19 protein-coding genes, 1 pseudogene and 1 riboswitch are annotated in these 21,462 nt (G+C 66.5%); of the genes and pseudogenes, 9 read left to right on the forward strand and 11 right to left on the reverse strand.

Annotation, left to right across the window (positions count from 1 at the left end):
* On the forward strand, nucleotides 1-621 hold the full coding sequence (locus AB0C34_RS10585) for a TetR/AcrR family transcriptional regulator (RefSeq protein WP_357069672.1): 621 nt from the start codon (nucleotides 1-3) through the stop codon (nucleotides 619-621).
* A 183-nt stretch (nucleotides 622-804) separates the two neighbouring features.
* On the opposite strand, the gene AB0C34_RS10590 is transcribed toward AB0C34_RS10585, so the two are convergent.
* From AB0C34_RS10590 to AB0C34_RS10600, 3 genes are all read right to left on the reverse strand, one after another.
* Nucleotides 805-1,161 carry a hypothetical protein gene (locus AB0C34_RS10590; protein ID WP_357069674.1) on the reverse strand — a complete coding sequence of 119 codons (357 nt, stop codon included), beginning with the start codon at nucleotides 1,159-1,161 and terminating at the stop codon, nucleotides 805-807.
* 225 nt (nucleotides 1,162-1,386) lie between these two features.
* Entirely contained in the window at nucleotides 1,387-3,465 is a 2,079-nt protein-coding gene (locus AB0C34_RS10595; protein WP_357069676.1) for a glycosyltransferase family 39 protein, read from the reverse strand.
* Nucleotides 3,465-4,841 carry a glycosyltransferase gene (locus AB0C34_RS10600; protein ID WP_357069678.1) on the reverse strand — a complete coding sequence of 459 codons (1,377 nt, stop codon included), beginning with the start codon at nucleotides 4,839-4,841 and terminating at the stop codon, nucleotides 3,465-3,467. The genes AB0C34_RS10595 and AB0C34_RS10600 overlap by 1 nt, the downstream gene beginning before the upstream one ends.
* A gap of 144 nt (nucleotides 4,842-4,985) precedes the next feature.
* On the opposite strand from AB0C34_RS10600, the gene AB0C34_RS10605 reads away from it, so the two are divergent.
* The 4 genes and pseudogenes from AB0C34_RS10605 to AB0C34_RS10620 all read left to right on the forward strand — a co-directional run bounded on the left by AB0C34_RS10605 (nucleotide 4,986) and on the right by AB0C34_RS10620 (nucleotide 8,480).
* Nucleotides 4,986-5,108 carry a hypothetical protein gene (locus AB0C34_RS10605; protein WP_357069680.1) on the forward strand — a complete coding sequence of 41 codons (123 nt, stop codon included), beginning with the start codon at nucleotides 4,986-4,988 and terminating at the stop codon, nucleotides 5,106-5,108.
* Between the two features lie 464 nt (nucleotides 5,109-5,572).
* Nucleotides 5,573-5,716, forward strand: a pseudogene (locus tag AB0C34_RS10610) (hypothetical protein); the annotation flags it as partial.
* A gap of 269 nt (nucleotides 5,717-5,985) precedes the next feature.
* A complete protein-coding gene (locus AB0C34_RS10615; protein WP_357069682.1) occupies nucleotides 5,986-7,266 on the forward strand; it encodes an MFS transporter in 1,281 nt (426 codons plus the stop codon).
* 314 nt (nucleotides 7,267-7,580) lie between these two features.
* Nucleotides 7,581-8,480, forward strand: coding sequence for an SDR family NAD(P)-dependent oxidoreductase (locus AB0C34_RS10620; RefSeq protein ID WP_357069684.1), 900 nt, complete (start codon nucleotides 7,581-7,583; stop codon nucleotides 8,478-8,480).
* Here AB0C34_RS10620 and thiD read toward each other — a convergent pair.
* Nucleotides 8,471-9,331 carry a bifunctional hydroxymethylpyrimidine kinase/phosphomethylpyrimidine kinase gene (gene thiD, locus AB0C34_RS10625; RefSeq protein ID WP_357069686.1) on the reverse strand — a complete coding sequence of 287 codons (861 nt, stop codon included), beginning with the start codon at nucleotides 9,329-9,331 and terminating at the stop codon, nucleotides 8,471-8,473. The two genes, AB0C34_RS10620 and thiD, sit on opposite strands and share 10 nt — an antisense overlap.
* A gap of 90 nt (nucleotides 9,332-9,421) precedes the next feature.
* Here thiD and AB0C34_RS10630 point away from each other — a divergent pair, with 90 nt between their 5' ends.
* A complete protein-coding gene (locus AB0C34_RS10630) occupies nucleotides 9,422-10,561 on the forward strand; it encodes a GTP-binding protein (protein WP_357069688.1) in 1,140 nt (379 codons plus the stop codon).
* Nucleotides 10,562-10,650: 89 nt separating this feature from the next.
* Here AB0C34_RS10630 and AB0C34_RS10635 read toward each other — a convergent pair whose 3' ends face one another.
* Both AB0C34_RS10635 and AB0C34_RS10640 read right to left on the reverse strand, forming a co-directional pair.
* On the reverse strand, nucleotides 10,651-11,274 hold the full coding sequence (locus AB0C34_RS10635; RefSeq protein ID WP_357069690.1) for an SDR family oxidoreductase: 624 nt from the start codon (nucleotides 11,272-11,274) through the stop codon (nucleotides 10,651-10,653).
* Between the two features lie 175 nt (nucleotides 11,275-11,449).
* Nucleotides 11,450-12,586: an epoxide hydrolase family protein gene (locus tag AB0C34_RS10640; RefSeq protein WP_357069692.1), complete on the reverse strand. Its 1,137-nt coding sequence runs from the start codon at nucleotides 12,584-12,586 to the stop codon at nucleotides 11,450-11,452.
* Between the two features lie 85 nt (nucleotides 12,587-12,671).
* Here AB0C34_RS10640 and AB0C34_RS10645 point away from each other — a divergent pair, with 85 nt between their 5' ends.
* The gene (locus tag AB0C34_RS10645) at nucleotides 12,672-13,319 is read left to right on the forward strand and encodes a TetR/AcrR family transcriptional regulator (RefSeq protein WP_357069694.1); all 648 of its coding nucleotides are present in this window, start codon (nucleotides 12,672-12,674) and stop codon (nucleotides 13,317-13,319) included.
* 90 nt (nucleotides 13,320-13,409) lie between these two features.
* Complete coding sequence (locus tag AB0C34_RS10650; protein WP_357069696.1) at nucleotides 13,410-13,817, forward strand: VOC family protein; 408 nt, start codon at nucleotides 13,410-13,412, stop codon at nucleotides 13,815-13,817.
* A 16-nt stretch (nucleotides 13,818-13,833) separates the two neighbouring features.
* Here AB0C34_RS10650 and AB0C34_RS10655 read toward each other — a convergent pair whose 3' ends face one another.
* Nucleotides 13,834-14,628 carry a thioesterase family protein gene (locus AB0C34_RS10655; RefSeq protein WP_357069698.1) on the reverse strand — a complete coding sequence of 265 codons (795 nt, stop codon included), beginning with the start codon at nucleotides 14,626-14,628 and terminating at the stop codon, nucleotides 13,834-13,836.
* Nucleotides 14,629-14,723: 95 nt separating this feature from the next.
* Nucleotides 14,724-15,968, reverse strand: a complete 1,245-nt coding sequence (locus tag AB0C34_RS10660) for a KasA/KasB family beta-ketoacyl-ACP synthase (protein ID WP_357069700.1) — start codon at nucleotides 15,966-15,968, stop codon at nucleotides 14,724-14,726.
* A gap of 39 nt (nucleotides 15,969-16,007) precedes the next feature.
* Here AB0C34_RS10660 and AB0C34_RS10665 point away from each other — a divergent pair, with 39 nt between their 5' ends.
* Nucleotides 16,008-16,565: a TetR/AcrR family transcriptional regulator gene (locus AB0C34_RS10665; protein WP_357069702.1), complete on the forward strand. Its 558-nt coding sequence runs from the start codon at nucleotides 16,008-16,010 to the stop codon at nucleotides 16,563-16,565.
* A 446-nt stretch (nucleotides 16,566-17,011) separates the two neighbouring features.
* On the opposite strand, the gene thiC is transcribed toward AB0C34_RS10665, so the two are convergent.
* From thiC to AB0C34_RS10680, 3 genes are all read right to left on the reverse strand, one after another.
* A complete protein-coding gene (gene thiC, locus AB0C34_RS10670; protein WP_357069704.1) occupies nucleotides 17,012-18,697 on the reverse strand; it encodes a phosphomethylpyrimidine synthase ThiC in 1,686 nt (561 codons plus the stop codon).
* A riboswitch (TPP riboswitch) is annotated at nucleotides 18,687-18,810 on the reverse strand. It overlaps the preceding gene by 11 nt.
* 116 nt (nucleotides 18,811-18,926) lie before the next feature.
* Nucleotides 18,927-20,105 carry a fumarylacetoacetase gene (gene fahA / locus AB0C34_RS10675; RefSeq protein WP_357069706.1) on the reverse strand — a complete coding sequence of 393 codons (1,179 nt, stop codon included), beginning with the start codon at nucleotides 20,103-20,105 and terminating at the stop codon, nucleotides 18,927-18,929.
* Nucleotides 20,102-21,298 (reverse strand): homogentisate 1,2-dioxygenase, encoded by a 1,197-nt coding sequence (locus AB0C34_RS10680; RefSeq protein WP_357069708.1) that lies wholly within the window; start codon nucleotides 21,296-21,298, stop codon nucleotides 20,102-20,104. The genes fahA and AB0C34_RS10680 overlap by 4 nt, the downstream gene beginning before the upstream one ends.
* Nucleotides 21,299-21,462: the final 164 nt, after the last annotated feature.

Below are 21,462 nucleotides of genomic sequence, written 5' to 3' on the forward strand. Positions count from 1 at the left end.
ATGGCGACACCGCACGAACCCAAGCAGGACCGCAGTCGGGCTACCCGGCAGCGTCTGCTCGAGGCGACCATCGACTGCCTGGCGGACAAGGGCTGGGCGGCCGCCACGGTCGCCGTCGTCGCCGAACGGGCCGGGGTGTCGCGCGGCGCGGCCCAGCATCATTTTCCGACCAGGGAGGACTTGATCACCGCCGCGCTGGAGTACATGTTCGACACACGTAGCGGGCAGGCCATGGAGGAGGCGGCCAGTTTATCGGGTCTGGTCGACGGCGTCGCTCGTACCGAGGCGGTGGTTGCCGGCTTGGTCGAGTCCTACACCAGTCCGTTGTTCAAGGCGGCTCTGCAGGTCTGGACGCACGCCGCCGCCGACCCGGTCATGCGCGAACGGATCGTCCCGCTGGAGGCGCGCTTCGGCCGGGCCTCGCACCGCCGGGCGGTCGAGGCCTTGGGCGCCGACGACTCCGATCCCGTTGCACATCACCTGGTTCAAGCGACCCTCGACATGGCGCGTGGCCTCGGGCTCGCCGACGTTCTGACCGACGACTCGGCGCGCCGCAAACGGATAGTCGAGCAGTGGGCGGCGACCCTGCATGCCGCCCTGCGCGCTGCGCGTCTCGGATAAGCCCACGATCCGAGCGGCACACACGGAAACTCCGGTCCCATTGCGCTATCGGACTTCGATCGACGGAACGCGGCCGGATCGAGACCGAGCGACCGAAGCGCACATGCCGTAGGCGCGAAGACCGGTCGCTCGAGCACGGACAGCGCGGCGGCCGCGAGTATGCCGCGCCGCCAAGGCAACCGGTTAGCACAATCCTTGCTGCTCGAGCCGCCCGGAATCGATGGCGTACGACGACGCTCCGATGGCGGCGCCGATCATTCCGACGATGATCGCTCCCGGGATCGCGCCGACAAAGAACACCGGCAGGCCGATCAGCGCTCCGATCGCCGCACCGATCGCCGCACCCACTCCGGTCCTGAGTTCGATCGTGTCGCCGGGCGGCAGACACACCTTGATGTACGACACCCGCGGTGTTTCGTCGGCTGCCGCGGTGAATTGCTCGGACCGTTCGGCCGACGCGGTGGCCGCGAATCCGACGGTGAGTGCGGTGGCCACCAGTGCGCTGATGACCATCACGGCCAGCTTGATGAAGGCATTCAACTGTTTCCCTGATTGTTCGCAGTGGACGCGTGACCTGATGGTGGCCGAAGCCACGGCTCTGGTGCGGAGCCGTCACACACCCGATCATCATCGCCTGAGTTCCACGACACGCCAACAATTTTCAGGTTTCTTCGGCACAATCCCGGATCCAACTGTCCGGTGGGATCACCATCGGACACCGGAATCGCGATGCGCGCCCAGGAGACTGGGGCGCGTCGCGACGATTCAATGGCTAGCGGTCAGGTCGTACAGGGTGACGCCGTCCACCTCCACGGCGGTGAAGTTCTCTTGCACCCACTGCGCGATCTGCGCGCTGGTGGACGACCCCGACGAACCGGGGCCGCGGCCCCCGCCGATGAAGTAATGGATCTTTCCCTCGGCGGCATACTGTTCGAACTGCTCCAGGGTGGGCGACGGGTCACTGCCGTTGAAGCCACCGACCGGCATCACGGGCAACTCGGTGGCCAACTGCAAGCCGGCGGCGCTATTCGAGCCGATGGCCGCAGCCACCCACGTGTAATTCCCGCTGTTCTGCTCGAGCAGGGCCACGATCTGTGTGCTGGGCTCGTCGGCGCGGAGAAGACCTCCGAAGCCGCCCCCACCGCCATGCCCGCCCTCGCCCGCTCTGCCGCCAGGCATCGTGCCCTGCGGCCCCCCTGCCGGGGTCTGCCCACCGGGCATCGGCATCGACTCCGCTGAGCGCCCAGTCGGCGCACCGCCACCTGGCTGCCCCGGCGCCCGACCGGCGCGGCCGTCCATTCGTGGCCCGTTGCCCGGCGGCGGCCCAGCCATACCGTTCATCCCCTCGCCCCACGGTGGTCGGTGCCCGCGCACCGCGACGTGCGGTCCGGCGGAGGGCATCGCCCCGGCGTGTGGTGTGGCGATGGTGTCGACTGCGTAGGCCACCGGCCCGGCCAGCCCGGTGTATCCGACCGCCAGCGCGGACACGACAGCCAACTTTCCTGGCGCGGGGAAGAGGATGGAGATGGTCGCGAGCACCCCGACGATCAGGACTGTCCACCGCAGCCAGGGTTGCCATTCGGGACTGCGGGACAACAGCATCCACGCCGTCGCCGTGCTGAGGCCGACCGCGAGGGCCATGGCCAGTCGGATAAGTATTCGGTGGCGTTCGCGCCACAGCAGTACCGCTCCCGCACCGACCAGTGCGGCGATCGCCGGAGCAAGGGCCACCGTGTAGTACTGGTGGAAGATGCCCGCCATGAAGCTGAACACCAGTCCGGTCACCAACAGCCAGCCGCCCCACAGGATGAGTGCGGCTCGCTGACGGTCGGTCCGCGCGGCTTTGCCGCGCACCAGGATTCCGACGATCAACGCGACCAGCGCCGCCGGGATCAGCCAGGCGATCTGGCCGCCCTGCGCGGGCGCGAACATGCGCGTGATGCCGGTGCTGCCCCACATGCCGTTGCCGCCGGACGGGAGGTCGCCCCCAGGGCCGACACTGCCGCGCTCATTGCCGTTGAGTCGACCCAGCCCGTTGTAACCCATGGTCAGTTCCAGGATCGAATTCTTGTGCGAGCCACCGATCCACGGCCGCGAGGAGGCCGGCCACAGCTCGACGGTCAACAGCCACCAGCCCGCGGCGATCACCATCGTCGCCCCTGCCGCGATCAGTTGCGCGATGCGTTTACCGAGCTTCGGCGGACCGGCGATCAGGTAGGTCAGCGCCAGCGCGGGGACTACCAGCAGCACCTGTAATTGTTTGGTGAGGAATCCCAATCCGATCAGCCCACCGGTCAGGGCCAACCAGCGCCAACGACCGTCCTGGACCGCTCGCAGCATCGCCCATGCGGCGGCGATCATCAGGAAAACCAGTAGCGCGTCGGGGTTGTTGAACCGGAACATCGTCGCGGCGATGGGAGTTACCGCAAGCGTCACGCCGCCGATTAGGCCGGCGCCAGGTCCGAACGTCCTACGCACTGTCGCCCATACGAGAGCCACGCTGGCTACGCCGAGCAGTGCCTCCGGCACCAGGATGCTCCAGCTGTTGAGCCCGAATGCCCGCACCGACAGTTCCATCAACCACAGCGAGGCAGGTGGCTTGTCCACGGTGATCGAGTTCGCCGCGTCCGACGATCCGAAGAAGAACGCCTTCCACGACACCGAACCCGCCTGCACGGCAGCGGAATAGAACGCGTTTGCCCATCCGTTTGCGCTCAGGTCGCACAGGTAGGCCACCGCGGTGGTGACCAGCAGCGTCGCCAGCGCCGGATATTCCCAGCCGGCTGTACGCTTCGGGGTCGGTTGCGGTTGGACCGCGACCGGCGGCGCAGCGAGTGCCGTCATCAGTGGGTTCCGTTCTCGTCGAGTCCGAGGCGACCAAGGTTCGGTGTGGTCGGGGCCGCCTTCGCGGTCCACGGCGCGGGGGACGCGGGCAGTCGCAGCGGTGGGACAGGATGTCCGCTCGGTGATGTGGCTCCCGGGTCGGTCGCGTACGCGTGATCGGCACCAGCACTGTCTCGGAACACCCAGCGCAGTCCGACGAACCGCAGCAGTGTCGCCACCAGGTTGGCCGATACCAGGACGAACAGTTCCAGGTGTACCGAGGACTCCGGCGCCGAGTGCTGCAACGCGAACAGTGATCCGCTGGTCAAGGTCAACCCGATCCCGAAGATCACCAGCCCTTGGAACTGATGCGATACGACGCCGGTCGCACCGCGCACCCCGAAGGTGAAAGCTCGGTTGGCCGCGGTGTTCGCCACGGCGGTGATGAGCAGCGCCGCCAGGTTGGCCGCCTGGGCGCCGATGAGCGGTTGCCACACGACATAGAGCAATAGGTAGGCCAGCGTGCTCAGCACGCCGACGATTGCGAAGCGCACGAGTTGTCCGATCATGCCCAGTGGTACGCCGGGCACCAGCGGTTCTCGGCCCACCGCCTGGCGTAGCTCCTCCAACGGCAGCGTCCCGGCAGCCAGCGCCCGTCCGAGTCGCCCGATGCCGAGCAGATCCTTGCGTGCGGTCTCGATGATGTCGACCCGGCTGTCGGGATCGTCGATCCAATCCACCGGCACCTCGTGGATGCGCAGCCCGGCCCGTTCGGCGAGCACGAGCAGTTCGGTGTCGAAGAACCATTCGCCATCGCGCACCAGCGGGAGCAGACGTCGCGCGACGTCGGTGCGCATCGCCTTGAATCCGCACTGCGCGTCCGAGAAGTGCGCCCGTAGCGAGGCTTTCAACAGCAGGTTGTAGCAGCGGGAGATGATTTCGCGCTTGGGTCCGCGCACCACCCGTGACGAGGAGCTGAGTCGAGTACCGATGGCCAGGTCCGAATGTCCGGTGATCAGCGGCGCGACCAGCGGCAGTAGCGCGTTCAGATCGGTGGACAGGTCGACGTCCATATAAGCGACGACCTGTGCGTCGGACCGTTCCCACACCGCGCGTAGCGCCCGTCCGCGCCCCTTGGCCGCCAGGTGCACGACGCTGACGTCGTCCAACTCCTCGGCGAGCAGCCGTGCGGCCTGAAGCGTGTCGTCGGTGCTGGCATTGTCGGCGACCGTGATCCGCGCCGGGAACGGAAACCCGTCGCGCAGATACGCGTGCAGCCTGCGCACGCACACTCCGAGGTCGGACTCTTCGTTGTAGACGGGGATCACCACGTCCAGCACGGGCGCACCCATGGTTTCGGCTCGTTCCGCCGCCGCGACGGTCACAGTCTCGGTCATACGAACAACCCTCGACCGCCACACTGCAGCGGAGCTGGGGTCCAGCTGTGAGGTTCCTGGGCGTGAATCGGCGCCGGCGATCGCGCCCCCGGCGTACGGTCGACGACAGCGGGACCATCCAGGTTCTCCGAGCAAAGGACCACGATGTCCGACAAATCTCCGCGCAGCTCGATGTCCAAGAAGTCCGGAAAGTCGATCAAAGAGAAGCGAGCGGAGAAGAAGTCCAAGTCCGCGGGAGAGCCCACTTTCGATCCCAAGAAGCGCTGACTGTGCCGCTGAGCGGGACCACTTGCTCGGCGGCGGGTTTTGCCGATCAGACCGAAATATCGTGGTCCCGCGCGGGTGACCGTAGGGCGCCAGATTTCGTGGCGCATCAACCCGAGTGCGGGCACCGCGCCGGGCAACCCTACGGCTCCACTGTCGGCCGGTGCTCTGCATCACCTGTGGCAGCGGAGTGCGGAATCGTCAGCGCCGCTTGTGCAGTTCCGTTGCCCGCCCGCCCGCCCGCCTGTGCCTTGCCGATCGAGCGAATTTTCCTGGGCGTAGCCCACTACTTCAAACCGAACCGGGTATCCAAACGACGCCTCGTCGAAGATTTCGCTTCTGCTTCCGGACTATCGGAGTGTTGCATCGCACCGGCCGACCGAAAATGGTCCGATGGCTATGTGCAAATCGGAATCGACTTCTCCATCGAACCGGTGGACAGTAATGAATTTTAATATCGGGCAGGCGAATTCTCGGCACTCGCCGAGATGCTCGCAGTCACCGATCTGCACTACGGGAATATCGCCGCCACCCGCGGAAAAGTGGTCGTTATCGACGATGAAACCGTCCTGACAGCGGCGCTGGCGTTTCGGCCACGCAGCATTCGGTGAGCTACAAGCCATCGACCGCCCCTTTGTCACCGACGAGGTGATCAGATCCGAAGCGCGACACTGGCTGCCGGCGACGTTCCGATGTTTTGGATCGACACCGCGTCCGAGACGGTGCGTGATCAGTGGAACCCCGTGGCCAAAGTCGTGACCAGCCCAGCGGCGAGATCGATCTCGGCGATTACGTGTTCGAGTACGGAGCGCGTCGGGCGGCAATGTGTGATGGCAAGGGTGTACATCGGGCGGCTGCGCCGTGATCGACAGGAGGGGCAATGACGACACCGCGTTGGAGCAAAACTGTCCCCAGGCTGCGGATTGCTGGTTTCACCTCCGCGTTCGGTAACGGCGCCACCGGCGTCGCGCTGCCGATCGTGTTGGCTGTGACGTTCACGGGCTGGCAGGTCGGCGCGGTCCTGGCAGCGCTGGGACTGGGCATGATGTACTCGTTCGCCCGCGGTGGCATCGAGGCGGATCGCAGCCACCGAGTCCACCAGATGATCTTCTTCGATGTCGCGCGGGCCGCCGCCACCGCTGCGATCGCGGCAGCGACGCTGCTGCCCGCGGCAACCGGTTGGGTGCTGGCGGCAGTCTGCGCCCTGATCAACGGCGTGAGTGTGGGCTTCTATCGGCCCGCACTGGCGGCGTACTGGGCCGACGTGCTCGACCCGCCGACACGTCGCGCCGGTCTGGCATCCAACGCGTTGATCAACCGGACCGGCCTCGCCGTCGGCGCCGCGACCGCAGGCGTTTTCGTCGCCGCGCACGCCTCGGTATGGGTTCTGGTGGTCGACGCGGCGACTTTCGCCTTCGGCGCACTGATCTGCGTCGGCCTGGCAGAGATCGCCGATCGGGCGAATCAGAAGATGATGGACCTTCGCCAGTCCCGGATCCGGCGCACCAAGGAGTTCGACCTCGCGGCGAACTGGCGAACGATCTACACGACTCTGGCGATCTATCCCTGGCTACGGTCGGTGATCTCGACCAGCATCCTGGGTTCGCTGTTCCTCGCTGTCTGTCAGGTCGCGGCCCCGCTGGTACTGGTCGAACATTACAGCGGCACCGAGATCGCACTCGTTCAATCGCTACCCGTGGCGTTCCTCTTCGCCGGCAACCTCGTCGCCCGCATCGGTGACCCGCCCGTGCCCGGCGCTTGGCTGGCAACGAGCCTGATCACCAAACCCCTGTCCTACCTGGTGATCGCATTGCACCTGCCAGCTGCGATCCCGGCGGCCCTCGCATCGACGTCATCGCTCACCGACGCGGTGAACGGCCCGCGGTTGGCCAACACCATCGCCGAGGGATTTCACTCCGCCGACCGCGGCAAGGTGTTCGGCGCACAGCAAGGCGCTGGCTCGCTGCTCGCGCCGATCGGCTTGCTCCTGGCCGGACTCGCCACCACTGTCATCCGTCCCGAAGTGCTGCTCTTCGGTGCGGCGGCAGCACTTGCCGCGTTGGCGGTCGTTCCCTGCGGCAAAAGCGGCTTCTGGCACTTTCGCGTCGATCCGGCAGGAACACCCGACGCCGCCCAACTGCGCCAGCCGGCGAACAACTGAATCAACCCACTCGCCAAGCGATCCAGGGAAACCCGGACCCTCACCGAGCAGCGGCGGATCGCCGGTTCCCACCTCTCGCACTGCCTAGCGCGAGTCCATGATTTGTGCCATTGCTCGAAAACGAGACCACCCCAAGCCAGATCGCAACTCTCGGCACGGACGCGGCCTCGTCGTCGCACGGGCGGAACCCGACAGACGGCTCGAGTTGCGGTCGGTTATTGCTTACTCGATGATTGCGTGACGCGGCGCACAATCAGACAGCCGGTGGCCTGGTCGGAATAGAGCTGTCGCGCCCATTCGCACCGGAGGAATCCATGCCCCTACAGCTGTCCGGAAAAGTCGCCGTTGTCACTGGCGCGAGTAGAGGTGTGGGCAAAGGCATAGCACTCGAACTCGGTGCCGCAGGCGCGACGGTGTACCTCACCGGGCGCACCGTGTCCCCCGGGCCGCTGCCCGGCACGATCACCGATACCGCGGCGGAGGTCACCGCACTCGGCGGGATCGGCATCCCGGTGCGCTGCGACCATCACGACGACGACCAAGTGGCGGCGCTTTTCGCGCAGGTCGAAGCGGAACAGGGACATCTCGACATCCTGGTCAACAATGTCTTCTCCGCGCCAGATCTCGCCCCATGGCTGCACCGCTCGTTCTGGGAGTTGCCGCTGCGGGCGTGGGATCAAGTGCTCGGAATCGGGCTCCGATCCCACTACGTCGCCTGCGTGTACGCTGCTCCGCTTCTGCTCGAGGCGCAACAGCCGGGAGTGATTGTCAACATCTCCTCCTCGGGTGCGGCCTCTTACGGGCACAACGTGGTGTACGGCGTCGGGAAGGCAGCACTGGACAAGATGACGGCCGATATGGCGGTCGAGCTCCGGCCACAGGGGATTACGGTGGTGTCGGTATGGCCGGGATTGGTGCATACCGAACTGCTGGCCACTGCGACTCGAACCACCGACGACGGCCGAACCGTCGTCGACCTACCAGGCGAGGGAACGTTCGATGTCACGCATGCCGAGTCGCCGCGGTTCGTCGGCCGGGGCGTTGTCGCGCTGGCGTGCGATCCGGGGGTTCTCGAACGATCGGGCGGAATCGTGACCACTGCCGAACTCTCGGCACGGTATGGCTTTACCGACGTGGATGGCACCGGGCCGGGGGTGGCGCTACGAACTGGTTCCGGGCAGCGGAGTTCGGCGGCCGCGCCGCCTCAAGGATGAGTGTCGGCACCATGGTGTAGCCGCCACAGTGGCGATACCGGGCCGTGGCCCGCGCCGAGATCGTAGGACGCGGCCAGGCAGCGGTAGGTCCATTCCTTCGCGAACTCGACGGCCTCGGGAACCGGATAACCGTGCGCGAGTGCGCAGGCGATCGCAGCGGCCAAGGTGTCGCCGCCGCCATGGTCGTTGCCGGTCGTGATGCGGGGGGCGGTGAACTCCAGGAACTTCTCGCCGTCGAACAGCAGGTCGGTGCTGTACTCCGAGGAGCGCAAATGCCCGCCCTTGACGATCGCCCATTTCGGCCCGAGCTTGTGCAGCGCCTCGGCCGCGCGGCGGGCCGAATCCTCGTCGTCGACATGAATACCCGTGATCAGCCTGACTTCGTCCAGGTTCGGCGTCACCACGGTCGCGAGGGGGATCAGCGTGTGGCGGACTGCGTCCAGCGCCTCCGTGTGCAGCAGCGGGTCGCCGTGCATCGACGCCGCGACCGGATCGACGACCAGTGGAATCGGGCCGTCACCGCCGATGCCGACCTCCTGGCAGACCGCCGCCACGGCCTCGATGATCGCGGTGGAGGCCAGCATGCCGGTCTTGGCCGCGCCGATCCCGATATCGTTCACGACCGAGCGCACCTGGTCGGCGACGATCTGTGGCGGGATCTCGTGAAAGCCGCTGACGCCCACCGAGTTCTGCACGGTCACCGCCGCCACCGCGACCAGCGCGTGAACGCCACACAGTGCCATGGTTCGGGTATCGGCCTGGATTCCGGCTCCTCCGCCGGAGTCGGTCCCGGCAATGGTGAGCACCCGGACGGGGGTTTGCCCCTCGGCGGGCAATGGCAGCAGTTTCACGAGACAAACCCTACGGCGGTCCGACCCTGTCGCCACTGGCAACCAGGGCCCACCCACCGGTTAGCAAATGAAAATCGTTATCATTAGTGCATGACCAACTCCGCTCCGCTTCCCGTCACCGTGCTGTCCGGCTTCCTCGGTGCGGGCAAGACGACGCTGCTCAACCACATCCTGGCCAACCGAGATGGTCGTCGGGTGGCGGTCATCGTCAATGACATGAGCGAGGTGAACATTGATGCCGCACTGGTCGCGGGGCAGGGCCACCTCGATCGCACCGAGGAGAAGCTGGTCGAGCTGACCAACGGCTGCATCTGCTGCACGCTGCGCGAAGACCTGATCGAGGCCGTCGGCAAGCTCGCTCGCGAGGGTCGGTTCGACCAACTGGTGATCGAGTCGACCGGGATCTCCGAGCCGATGCCGGTGGCGGCGACTTTCGACTGGGAGTTCGAGGACGGATTCACCCTCGGCGATATCGCGCGCTTGGACACCATGGTGACCGTGGTCGACGCCTCGACGTTCCTCGCCGAGGTTGCGCGCGGGCAAGCGCTGGTCGAGCGGAATCTGCACGCGGCCGACGAGGATGCGCGCACCATCGCCGATCTGCTCGTGGAGCAGGTCGAGTTCGCCGATGTCCTGCTGGTCAACAAGACCGACCTGGTGAGTGCTGCGGCCGCGGGTGCGGTAGAAGCCGCGGTGCGCACACTCAATCCGCGTGCTCACGTGCTGCGCACCAGCAACGGTGTCGTCGATCTATCCGAAGTGTTGGACACCGGCCGCTACAACCCGGTGGTCGCCGCTGCGGCGCAGGGATGGGACGAGGAGCTCGCCGGCGGACATACGCCGGAGACCGAGGAGTACGGCATCCGCAGCCTCGCCTACATCGCCGACCGACCGTTTCATCCGCTGCGGCTGTCGGCGGCGCTGCGGCATTTGCGAGGTCTGTTGCGCAGCAAGGGATTCTGTTGGATCGCGAGCCGGCCGTCGCTCGCCGCGATCTGGTCGCAGGCCGGCCCGAACCTGGTCTTCGAACCCGCGGCCTGGTGGTCGTCGCTGGACGTGCCGCCGGGGCAGGAGCTTGTCTTCATCGGTATCGAGTTGGAGTGCGACAAGGTGCGTGCGCTCCTCGACGCTGCCCTGCTCACCGATGCGGAGTTCGCGGAAGGGCCGACCGAATGGGCCGGGTATCCCGATCCCTTCCCGGCCTGGGGCGAGTGGCACGAGCACGCCTGACGCGGTCTTGTCGTCACGATCGCGATCGCACACCGCGGGTCGAGCGGGAGGTCGGTTACGGCACGGCTGCTACGGCACACGGCCTGTGCTCAGTGTGAGATGCCGGGCGCTCGACGGACGTAGGTCGCGTCGGTCAGCTGTTCGACCATGAAGTCCGCGATGTCGGCGCGGGCGATCCGCAACGTGAGACCGCGTTCATCGGCGGCGAAGCCACGCCGGTAGTCGCCCGTGCGTGGCCCGTCGGTGAAAGCGCTCGGCCGCACGAGGGTCCACTCCAGGTCGCTGGCACGGACGTAAGCCTCCTGCCGCACGTGGTCGGCGTAGGCCTGGCGCAGCAGCATGCCGAACATCACGTACTTCCAGAGGAAGTTCAGGTTGCCTTTGCTGTCGCCGACCCCGAGCGTGGTCTGGCAGATCAGTCGCTGCACGCCGGTCCGCTTCATCGCCGCGATGACCGCCTTGGTGCCCTCGGCCCGGACGACACCTTTGCGGCCGTTGCCGAGCGAGATCAGCACCGCGTCCCGGCCGCGTACCGCGCGCTGCACCGAATTCGTGTCCAGCACATCGCCTTCCATCACGTGCAGTCGGTCGTGGCGCTGCTCGATCCCGGTCGCGTTGCGGGTGAACGCGGTCACCTCGTGTCCCTGCCCAAGGGCCTGCTCGACGACCAGACGGCCGACGGTGCCGGTGGCTCCGAAGACTGCGATTCGCATGGTGTGTTCTCCTCGATCCAAAGCTGTTGAGCTGTTGTCTAATCCAGTACATCAGCGGGGATCGAGACGAACCATCGCTGTGAGTCTCGATGACATAAGCGACTGTCTCGCGCGAGGCGCGGATGCGCACGGCTCGCCGCCGGTGCCGGACGCGGCCGTGCGCGGCGCGCGACGTTCAGTCGAGCTGTGCGAAAAACTGCCGGATGTCGCCCACGAGCAGCTCCGGTGCTTCGTGCGCGGCATAGTGGCCGCCCGCGTCGTTGGTGCTGCCTTCGGCCGGGCCGTGGTCGTAGCAGTGCCAGCTGACGATGTTCGCGTGGTCGCGCTCGGCGAACCGGCGGATCGACTGGAAATCGCCCTTGAACATGGCCAATCCGGTGGGCACCGTGGTCGGACCCTGCGGTTGCTCGGTGGCGTGGGCGTCCTCGTAGTAGAACCGGATGGATGATGCGGCGGTGCCGGTCAACCAGTAGATCGCCACGTTGCCGATCACGAACTCCTCGTCCAAGCTCTCGCCCATCAGCTGCGCGTTCCAGCCGAGCAGCCCGATCGGCGAGTCGGCCAGCGCGTACGCCAGCGTCTGCGGCTGCTGGCTGTGCAGGATGTTGAACGCCATCTTGTTGTCGTGGAACCACTGCAGGTGTTGCAGCGCCGCCATGTCCTCCGGTGACATCCCCTCGAACTCGGTCGGGTCTCCGGAGGGGAACGAGTACAGCTGTGTCACGTGCATGCCGATCATGCGGTCGGCCGCGATCTTGGCCATTTCCGGCGCGACCATCGATCCCGCGTCGTTGCCGATCGCGCCATAGCGTTGGTAGCCGAGCCGGTCCATCAACTCCACCCACGCTCGCGCGGTGCGGTAGCGGTTCCAGCCGGTGCTGCGGGTGGGTCCGGAGAACCCGAAACCGGGCAGTGAGGGGATGACCAGGTGGAAAGCGGGCGCGGCGTCCGACTCCGGCTCGGTCAACGGCGCGATGACATCCAGGAATTCCAGGACGCTGCCCGGCCAGCCGTGCGTGAGGATCACCGCAACGGCATCTGGTCGCGTGGATTCGATATGCAGGAAGTGGATCTGTTCGCCGTCGATCTCGGTGGTGAACTGCGGATAGGCATTGAGCTTCGCCTCGACTGCCCGCCAGTCGAAACGCTCCAGCCAGTATTCGCCGAGGGCGCGCACCCGATCGCCCGGAACGCCGTAGGCGTCGCCCATCCCGGGCAGTTCGCTCGGCCACAAGGCGCGGCGGAGGCGGTCGGCAAGGTCGTCGAGCTGAGTCTGCGGGATGTCGATGCGGAAGGGCTTGATGGCGGTCACTGGCACTCCTTTTGAAACGGAACGATCTGTTCTGTTTGAAATGTAGCAGAACGGATCGTTCCGTTTCAAGTGCTAACCTGATGTCATGCCGAAGACATCCGACGCACCAGCTCAGAAGGGCTTGCCGGGCCGCAAGGCGCAGGCGGCTCGCAACGACGAGTTGATCCTGGACGCCGCCCGTACGGTGTTCCTCCACGATGCCAATGCCCCGATCGCCGCCGTCGCCGAACGCGCGGGTGTCGGGATCAGTGCGCTGTATCGGCGCTATCCGAGCAAAGATGTGCTGCTGCGCACGCTCTGTCATGAGGGACTGCGCCGCTACAACACGGAAGCCGATGCGGCGCTCGATGATTCGGATGGATGGCGGGGGCTGGTGGAATTTCTGGCCCGCGTGGTCGACGCGGACGTGCACTCGCTGACCGTGCATCTCGCGGGCACCTTCGCCCCGGATGAATCGATGCTGCCCGACGTCATGCACTCGGGCGAGGTGACCGCGGAACTCGTGCGCCGCGCGCACGCCACCGGCACCCTGCGCCCGGAGGTGAACCCGCAGGACCTGGGGCTGGTCCTGGAGTCATGTGCCGCCATCGCGCTGCCGGATCGGGAGCGCACCGCACAGCTGCGCCGCCGGGTGCTCGCCATGCTGGTGGCGGGCCTGGCCTCGGACGGTGCGCTACCCGGCCCCCCGCCCGAGGTGGGTGAGTTCGCTTGGCGCTGGCAACGGCGACAGTGAGCGTGTCGGCACCGCGCCGATGAAATTCCCGCCGGGGCACGGTCTGCACTGGTACCGATACCGTTGTCCGCAGCCGGGAGAGGATTCGCAATGAACTGGACGCTCGAGGTCGTGATCGTGCCTGTGTCGGATATCGACCGGGCCAAGGATTTCTACGCGCGAAAGCTCGGCTTCGCCGTCGACCACGATACGAAGATCGCCGCCGACGTCCGGATCGTGCAGCTCACGCCGCCGGGCTCGGGGTGCTCCATTGTGATCGGGCGCGGCGCGGTGCCGGACATGCCGCCCGGATCGCAGCAGGGACTGCAACTCGTGGTCAACGATCTGCGAGCGGCTCACGCCGAGTTGGTCTCTCGCGGCGTCGAGGTGACCGACATCAAGGTCCTCGGCGAAAGTCCAACGGCCATGCCCGACCCGCTGGATAACGTCGGTTTCTTCTTTTTCACCGATCCCGACGACAACGGCTGGGCCGTCCAACAGATCTCCACACGTCGCTGAGTACGACGGCGGTCGGCTATCGGGTAGCGATGAAGAGGGTTTGCGTGCTGCGGCCCAGCGGCCCTTTTTCGTCGTAGAGCGCCGATTCGGCCAAACCTATGCCATGGGATTGGGGATAGGTGACAGCGTCGAGGCAGACCCATTCGCCCACGGGCTGGCGGTACAGCGAGACCGTCAGGTCGGTGTTGATGAACAGGTAGCGAGACCAATCGAGCACCGCGCTGACGCCGTTGCCGGAATCGGCGGCGGCGAGGGTGCGCTCGAGTGGGCTCGGGACGGTGCCGGCCACGATCGGGTATTTGAGCCGGATCCAGCAGATCGCAGGGCCCGGTTGGGTGAAAGAGCCAGTGACGAAACGGTATTCGATAGCGGTGTGGAAGCCGACCGGCTGGGCGGACGGGAACGGTGCCGGCACCGCCGCCTGATCGGGTCCGGGTCGGGCGCCGGTCGGCAGGAAGCGTTCGGGCAACGCCAATTCCGGCTCGGCCAGCTTGAAGCGCCAGGCATTCGCCCGCATCACCGGTCCGCGATCGGTGGAAATCGTTGCCTCGATCAGTTCCACACTGCGGCCGGGGCGCAGCACGCGCGCCTGCACGGTGAGTGGCTCCAGTGGCACCGGACCGAGGATCTCGACCGCGACCCGCCCGACCTGGAACCCGGGCCGCGGCTCGCACCGCTCGATCACGTGACCGAGCAGCGCCGAGGGCGGGCCCGCGTGCTGGGCGTCAGGCGACCAGGGGCCGCGAGTGAGTTCGGTCGAGACGAACCGCTGCGGATCCGCCGGATCGGGTAGATAGAAGGCGTCGCTCACGTCGGTGTCCGTCCTTCGGGGCCGGTTGCACTACCGGTCGGCGAGTTGCTCGGTCTGTGCTACGACGGTATCCGGACCGGACGGTAGGGCTGCGGTCAGACCCGTCCGAACGCAAGGGCGACATTGTGGCCGCCGAAGCCGAACGAGTTGTTCAGTGCGAAGTCGATGCGCTGCGCGCGTGGGCCGCCCGTGACGATGTCCAGATCGATCGCCGGGTCACGGTTGTCGAGGTTCAGCGTGGGCGGGACGGTCTGGTCGCGCAGGGTCAGCATGGTGACCAGAGATTCGAGGGCGCCGACCGCTCCGATCGAATGTCCGAGCGCGGATTTCGGGGCATAGACCGACGCATCGGGGAGGACGGCCGCGATCGCGTTGGCCTCCGAGGCGTCGCCGATCGACGTGGCCGTGGCATGCGCGTTGACATGCTGGATATCCGAAATCTGCAGTCCGGCGGTGCTGATGGCTTTGCGCATGGCGCGGGCGGCGCCGACGCCCGCGGGCTCGGAGGCGACGATGTGGTAAGCGTCGGAGGTGATGCCCGCACCGAGCACCCTGCCGTGCACGACGGCGCCGCGGGCACGGGCGTGCCGTTCCGATTCCAGCACCATGAGCGCGCCCGCCTCGCCGAACACGAAACCGTCACGGTCCCGGTCGAACGGGCGGGAGGCGCGCTCGGGTTCGTCGTTGCGGGTGCTCATCGCACGCATCATGGCGAAACTGGCGATGGGCACGGCGTGGATGTGGCCTTCCACGCCACCAGCCACCACGACGTCCGCCTCGCCCGTGGTGATCAGTCGCCAGGCGTGCGCGATGGCCTCCGAACCGGACGAGCAGGCCGAGACCGGCGCGAAGACTCCCGCCTTGGCCCCGATTTCCAGCCCGACGGTTGCCGCCGGCCCGTTCGGCATCACCATCGGCACCGACATCGGCGAGACCTTCCGGTACCCGCCGGCGCGCATCGCGTCGACCGCGTCGATCAGTGCGTCGCCACCACCGAGCCCGGTGCCGATGGCGACCGCCAGCCGCTCGCCGTCCAGTTCGGGAGCGCCCGCCGAGTGCCAAGCCCGGCGGCCGAGGACCAGCGCCATCTGCTCGACGTAGGAGTGTCTGCGCTGCTCCACCCTGGTCAGCCGGTCGCAGGGCTGCGCCTTCAGCTTGCCGCCGATGCGGACCGGCAGATCGAACTCGGTCACGAAGTCGTCGTCGAGCACGCCGATCCCGCTGTGTCCCGCCAGCAAACCGGACCAGGTCGCGTCCATGTCGTCAGCGAGCGACGTGGTGGCCGCGTAACCGGTGACGACGACCGAATCCCGCGTTTCTGAAGCGATTGTTACAGTCACGATGTCATGAATACCTGTACCGGTCGCTACAGTCAACCCATGGCCCGCCCTCTCGACCACGCCAAACGCGCTGAGTTACTTGCCGCCGTCGTGCGCTATATCGCCGACCACGGCCTGGCGGATCTGTCCCTGCGCCCGCTCGCGGCCGAACTCGGCACCAGCTCGCGCATGCTGATCTACTACTTCACGACCAAAGAAGAACTGCTGGTCCAGGCGCTGGCAACGCAGCGACCCGATATGGCCGTCCTCTTCGCCGATATCGCGGAACCGGCGGCATTGCGCGACCGGCTGTGGGATTTCTGGACGGCCAACACTTCGGGTGCGGCAAGCACGAGCGTCAAGGTGATGCTTCAGGTTCTCGGCGCGGCCTGTGCCCCGCGCAGTCCCTATGTCGACTACGCCGAGTCGGCCATCGCCGTCTTCGTCGCCGCCCTGGCCGAAGGGCTGCGTGGTCTGCGGTCGGTCGACGACCCGGACGTGGTCGCGACCCTGCTCATCTCGGGTCTGCGCGGCATCCTGCAGGATCGGCTGATCACCGGCGATGTCGATCGCACCGATCGTGCCGCCCGCCGCTTGATCGACCAGACAGTGCGATAGGGAGGACGTCACAACCGTGCAAGACATCGCCGACGAGGGTGTGGTTCTTCGGGCGGCCACCGGCGATCACTGAACTCGGTTCAGTGAATTCGGTGCCGGCCTGCGTGGACGGTACATGCGAAGGTTCGCCCTGTCTGACCGATGACGTGATAGGCATGTGATGTTCACCCCGGCTCGGGCGTGTGCCGCCCACACCGGTTGTCTGGGTGCGGCGTTCGTGCGAAGCCCACTCGCCCATGGAACCCTCGATTGCACGGCCGTGCGCCGCGTGCCAGGGGTAGTGGGGCTTGGTCTGGCGCGGATCTCGCCGCAATGCCCGCGCGCACTCGATCGGCTGCCGATCTGCAAGACCTCCCCCGTTTTAGCGTCGCGGCTGGATCATTACCGAACAGCTCGGCGGACGATCGATACGCCGCCCGCCGAAGACGGCGGGCGGCGATCACTCGCTACGAAACGACCGGCAGGTAGACGGCGTTGCCGCGGTCGGCGAACTCCGCGGACTTCTCCGCCATCCCCGCCGCCAGGGCGTCGTCCTCGGTCAGGCCTTGGCGCGCGGCGTACTCGCGCACGTCGGCCGAGATGCGCATCGAGCAGAACTTCGGGCCGCACATCGAGCAGAAGTGCGCGGTCTTGGCCGGCTCGGCGGGCAGTGTCTCGTCGTGGTACTCGCGAGCGGTGTCTGGATCCAGTGACAGTGCGAACTGGTCGCGCCAGCGGAATTCGAACCGCGCCTTGGACAATTCGTTGTCGCGGTCCTGCGCGTGCGGGTGTCCCTTGGCCAGGTCGGCGGCGTGTGCGGCGATTTTGTAGGTGATCACACCGACCTTGACGTCGTCGCGGTTGGGCAGGCCGAGGTGCTCCTTCGGCGTGACATAGCAGAGCATGGCCGTACCCGCCTGGGCGATGATCGCGGCGCCGATGGCCGAGGTGATGTGGTCATAGGCGGGCGCGATGTCGGTGGCCAGCGGGCCGAGTGTATAGAACGGCGCCTCCTCGCACAGTTCCTCCTCGAGCCGCACGTTCTCCACGATCTTGTGCATCGGCACGTGACCGGGGCCCTCGATCATCACCTGCACGCCATGGGATTTCGCGATCGTCGTCAGTTCGCCGAGGGTGCGCAACTCGGCGAACTGCGCCTCGTCGTTGGCGTCGGCGATGGAGCCCGGACGCAGGCCGTCGCCGAGCGAGAAGGTGACGTCGTAGCGTGCGAGAATCTCGCAGAGCTCCTCGAAGTGCGTGTACAGGAACGATTCCTGATGGTGGGCCAGACACCACGCCGCCATGATCGACCCGCCGCGCGAGACGATGCCGGTGACCCGCTTGGCGGTCAGTGGCACGTAGCGCAACAGCACGCCCGCGTGCACGGTCATGTAGTCGACGCCCTGTTCACACTGTTCGAGCACAGTGTCGCGGTAGATCTCCCAGGTGAGCGCGGTCGGGTCGCCGTTCACCTTCTCCAGCGCCTGATAGATCGGTACGGTCCCGACCGGAACCGGGGAGTTGCGCAGAATCCATTCGCGCGTCTCGTGGATGTTCTTGCCGGTGGACAGGTCCATGATGGTGTCGGCGCCCCAGCGAGTGGCCCACACCATCTTCTCCACCTCCTCGGCGATCGAGGAGGAGACGGCCGAGTTACCGATATTGGCGTTGATCTTGACCAGGAACTTCTTGCCGATGATGGTCGGCTCGAGCTCGGGGTGCCGGTGGTTGGCCGGGATCACCGCTCGACCCGCGGCCACCTCGGCACGCACCAACTCCGGCGACACCCCTTCGCGCGCGGCGATGAAGCGCATCTCCGGTGTGACGATGCCCTGGCGTGCCCAGGCGAGTTGGGTACGCGGACCATCGGTGCGTTCGGTGGCGGGTATTTGCGCGGACACCGGTTCGGGCCTGGTCCACGCGTCGCGCAACTTCGGCAGACCGGCTTCGAGGTCGATCTCCGCCGCGACGTCGGTGTACGGGCCCGAGGTGTCGTAGACGTCGAAGTGCTCGCCATTGCTCAGCGTGATCCGGCGCACCGGAACGCGCAGTTCATCGACCTCCAGGTAGTGCTTGTTGCTGCCCTCGATGGGGCCGGTGGTGACACCGTCGACAGGTGCGGAGGCACCGTCGGACGCAGCGGTGATTGCCATCTTTCCTCCCTACGCCGGCATTACCCGGTCAGGTTCATACGGTCGACGGCCCTGGCGCCTGTTCGGCTAGCCGTCCTCTCAGCCCGCTGGTGCGAGCCCCCGTTGGCTTGTGAATTTCCCGACCGACCATACCCGTCCACCCGGAGTGCCCGGCGACTCGACACGTTCCACGTCGGCGGATTCGGCGCCGGCGTCCTCCGCGACTCGGCAGTGTCCGGATATCAGGCAATCACCGCGACCGGGCCGGCTGGATGCGGCCTTTCACCTCACCGAGTCCGATCCGCGCGGTATTAGGGCCGGGTGCGGTGGCAGTGATGGTTACCTCGTCGCCGTCCTCCAGGAAGGTGCGCTGCTGGCCGTTCACCAGAACCGGTGCGGTTCCGCCCCAGGACAATTCGATGAACGAGCCGCGCTGGTCCGGTTCCGGTCCGGAGACGGTGCCGGAGGCATAGAGGTCGCCGGTGCGGGTGGCCGCGCCGTTCGCGGTGAGATGCGCCAGCATTTGCGCCGGTGACCAATACATCCGGGCGTAGGGCGGATAGGCGACCGGTTGTCCGTTCCAGGCGACGGTGAAATCGATGTCGAGGCCCCAACGCTCGGTCTCCTGGAGATAGGGCAATGGTTCCGGCGACTGCTCGGGCAGCGGGATCCGGGCGGCCTCCAGCGCCGCCAGCGGTGTCACCCAGGCCGAGATCGAGGTCGCGAACGACTTGCCGAGGAATGGTCCGAGCGGTTGGTACTCCCACGCCTGGATATCTCGTGCTGACCAGTCGTTGATCAGCGCGACGCCGAATATCCGGTCGCCGAACTCGTCGATGTTCACCGGACTGCCGAGCGGGGAACCGACACCGATCAGGAACCCCAGTTCCGCTTCGATGTCCAGCCGTCGCGACGGGCCGAAATCCGGAGTGCCCGAGTCGGTGCCACGCTGCCCGTGCGGACGCACCACCTCGGTGCCGGAGACCACCACGGTGCCCGCCCTACCGTGGTAGCCGACCGGCAGATGTCGCCAGTTGGGCAGCAGCGGCTCGCTGTCCGGCCGGAACAAGCGGCCGAGGTTCGTCGCGTGATCGATGCTTGCGTAGAAGTCCACATAGTCGCCGACGCGTACCGGCAAACCGACGTCCACCTCGGACAGCGCATGCACCGCGGCGCTGTCGATCTCGCCGTCGACCAACTCGCGGACTCGATCACGCACCTCGCGCCATCGCTCGGGGCCCTGCGCCATGAACACTGCCAATCCGGGCCTGGCGAATGTCGCATCCTCGAGTGTCGCGGCGAGATCGATGACGTGATCGCCGATCCGTACGCCCACCCGACCTCCGCGTCCGCGCGGCGCGAACACACCATAGGGAAGGTTGTCCGGCCCGAAAACGGAATCGGCGGCTACCTCGATCCTGGTCCTCACGCGGGACCCCGACCGGACCAGGTCCACGCGTAGTTCGGGTCCTCGCAGGCGAGCGCGCCTTCGCCGAGTTCCAGCGGGCGGAAGGTATCGACCATAACGGCCAATTCGTCGAAGAATTCGAGTCCGATGCTGTTTTCATAGGCACCCGGCTGTGGTCCGTGCGCGTAGCCGCCGGGGTGCACCGACACCGAGCCCTGCCCGATCCCGGATCCCTTGCGTGCCTCGTAGCTTCCTCCGCAGTAGAACATGATCTCGTCGGAGTCGACGTTGGAGTGGTAGTACGGCACCGGAATCGATAGCGGGTGGTAGTCCACCTTGCGCGGTACGAAATTGCAGACGACGAAATTGCCGCCTTCGAACGCCTGGTGGGCGGGCGGCGGCTGATGGATGCGGCCGGTGATCGGCTCGAAATCGCCGATATTGAAGGTGAACGGGTACAGGCAGCCGTCCCAGCCGACCACGTCGAAGGGATGGGTCTGGTAAACCAGTCGAGTGCCGACGACCTTTCCGCCGGGTCGGTGTTTGACCAGCACCTCGATGTCGGCGCCGGTAGCGGTGATCGTCTCGGTCGGCCCGTGTAGGTCGCGCTCGCAGTAGGGGGCGTGCTCGAGCAGCTGACCGAACTTGGACAGGTACCGCTTCGGCGGCGTGATATGGCCGGTCGCCTCGATCACATAGGCGCGCAACGGTTCCGGCCCGGTGGGCAGCCAGCGGTGGGTGGTGGCCCGCGGGATGAGCACCTGATCGCCCTTGCGCGCGGGCAACGCGCCGAAGACGGTTTCGACCACGGCGTCGCCGGATTCCACATACACCAGCTCGTCGCCGATCGCATTGCGATACAGCGGCGAGCCGCGTTCGGCGACCACGTAGTAGATCCGCACGTCCGCGTTGCCCAGCAGCAGGCGGCGACCGGTGACCGGATCGGTCTCGGTCGGGGTGTCGCCGGGAAACAGGGCGTGTAGACGTAAATGGCGATGACGCAGTGGATGATTCGGCGTCGTGGACTGATCGGGTAGCTCCCACACCGTCGAATCGACTATCGCGGGCGGCAGTCCACGGTGATACAACAGCGCGGAGTCGCTGGAGAATCCCTCCTCGCCCATCAGTTCCTCGTAATAGAGCTGCCCCTGTTCGTCGCGATGTTGGGTGTGCCGCTTCGGTGGCACCGCACCCAGGTGCCGATAGAACGCCATAACCGTTCCTCCGCCAGGCCGGTGGTCGGATAGTTGATCACCATCGTAGTGATCGGACATGCTGAGCGGAGCGAAAACGCGACGCAGCGGCGCAAATTATTACGGAGTATAGCCGCCATATGCAGCAAATTATTGATACATCGCGTCGATGGGCGAATAATTGT

Origin of the sequence: Nocardia sp. NPDC049220 (assembly GCF_040647855.1) — a bacterium.
Lineage (GTDB): Bacteria > Actinomycetota > Actinomycetes > Mycobacteriales > Mycobacteriaceae > Nocardia.

What these genes read in the sequence shown, in the direction of transcription:
- AB0C34_RS10585 (WP_357069672.1), top strand. Translation starts at nt 1, where the DNA reads ATGGCGACACCGCACGAACCCAAGCAGGACCGCAGTCGGGCTACCCGG.
- AB0C34_RS10595 (WP_357069676.1), bottom strand. Translation starts at nt 3,465, where the DNA reads ATGACGGCACTCGCTGCGCCGCCGGTCGCGGTCCAACCGCAACCGACC.
- AB0C34_RS10600 (WP_357069678.1), bottom strand. Translation starts at nt 4,841, where the DNA reads ATGACCGAGACTGTGACCGTCGCGGCGGCGGAACGAGCCGAAACCATG.
- AB0C34_RS10605 (WP_357069680.1), top strand. Translation starts at nt 4,986, where the DNA reads ATGTCCGACAAATCTCCGCGCAGCTCGATGTCCAAGAAGTCCGGAAAG.
- AB0C34_RS10615 (WP_357069682.1), top strand. Translation starts at nt 5,986, where the DNA reads ATGACGACACCGCGTTGGAGCAAAACTGTCCCCAGGCTGCGGATTGCT.
- AB0C34_RS10620 (WP_357069684.1), top strand. Translation starts at nt 7,581, where the DNA reads ATGCCCCTACAGCTGTCCGGAAAAGTCGCCGTTGTCACTGGCGCGAGT.
- AB0C34_RS10630 (WP_357069688.1), top strand. Translation starts at nt 9,422, where the DNA reads ATGACCAACTCCGCTCCGCTTCCCGTCACCGTGCTGTCCGGCTTCCTC.
- AB0C34_RS10635 (WP_357069690.1), bottom strand. Translation starts at nt 11,274, where the DNA reads ATGCGAATCGCAGTCTTCGGAGCCACCGGCACCGTCGGCCGTCTGGTC.
- AB0C34_RS10645 (WP_357069694.1), top strand. Translation starts at nt 12,672, where the DNA reads ATGCCGAAGACATCCGACGCACCAGCTCAGAAGGGCTTGCCGGGCCGC.
- AB0C34_RS10650 (WP_357069696.1), top strand. Translation starts at nt 13,410, where the DNA reads ATGAACTGGACGCTCGAGGTCGTGATCGTGCCTGTGTCGGATATCGAC.
- AB0C34_RS10665 (WP_357069702.1), top strand. Translation starts at nt 16,008, where the DNA reads ATGGCCCGCCCTCTCGACCACGCCAAACGCGCTGAGTTACTTGCCGCC.
- thiC (WP_357069704.1), bottom strand. Translation starts at nt 18,697, where the DNA reads ATGGCAATCACCGCTGCGTCCGACGGTGCCTCCGCACCTGTCGACGGT.
- AB0C34_RS10680 (WP_357069708.1), bottom strand. Translation starts at nt 21,298, where the DNA reads ATGGCGTTCTATCGGCACCTGGGTGCGGTGCCACCGAAGCGGCACACC.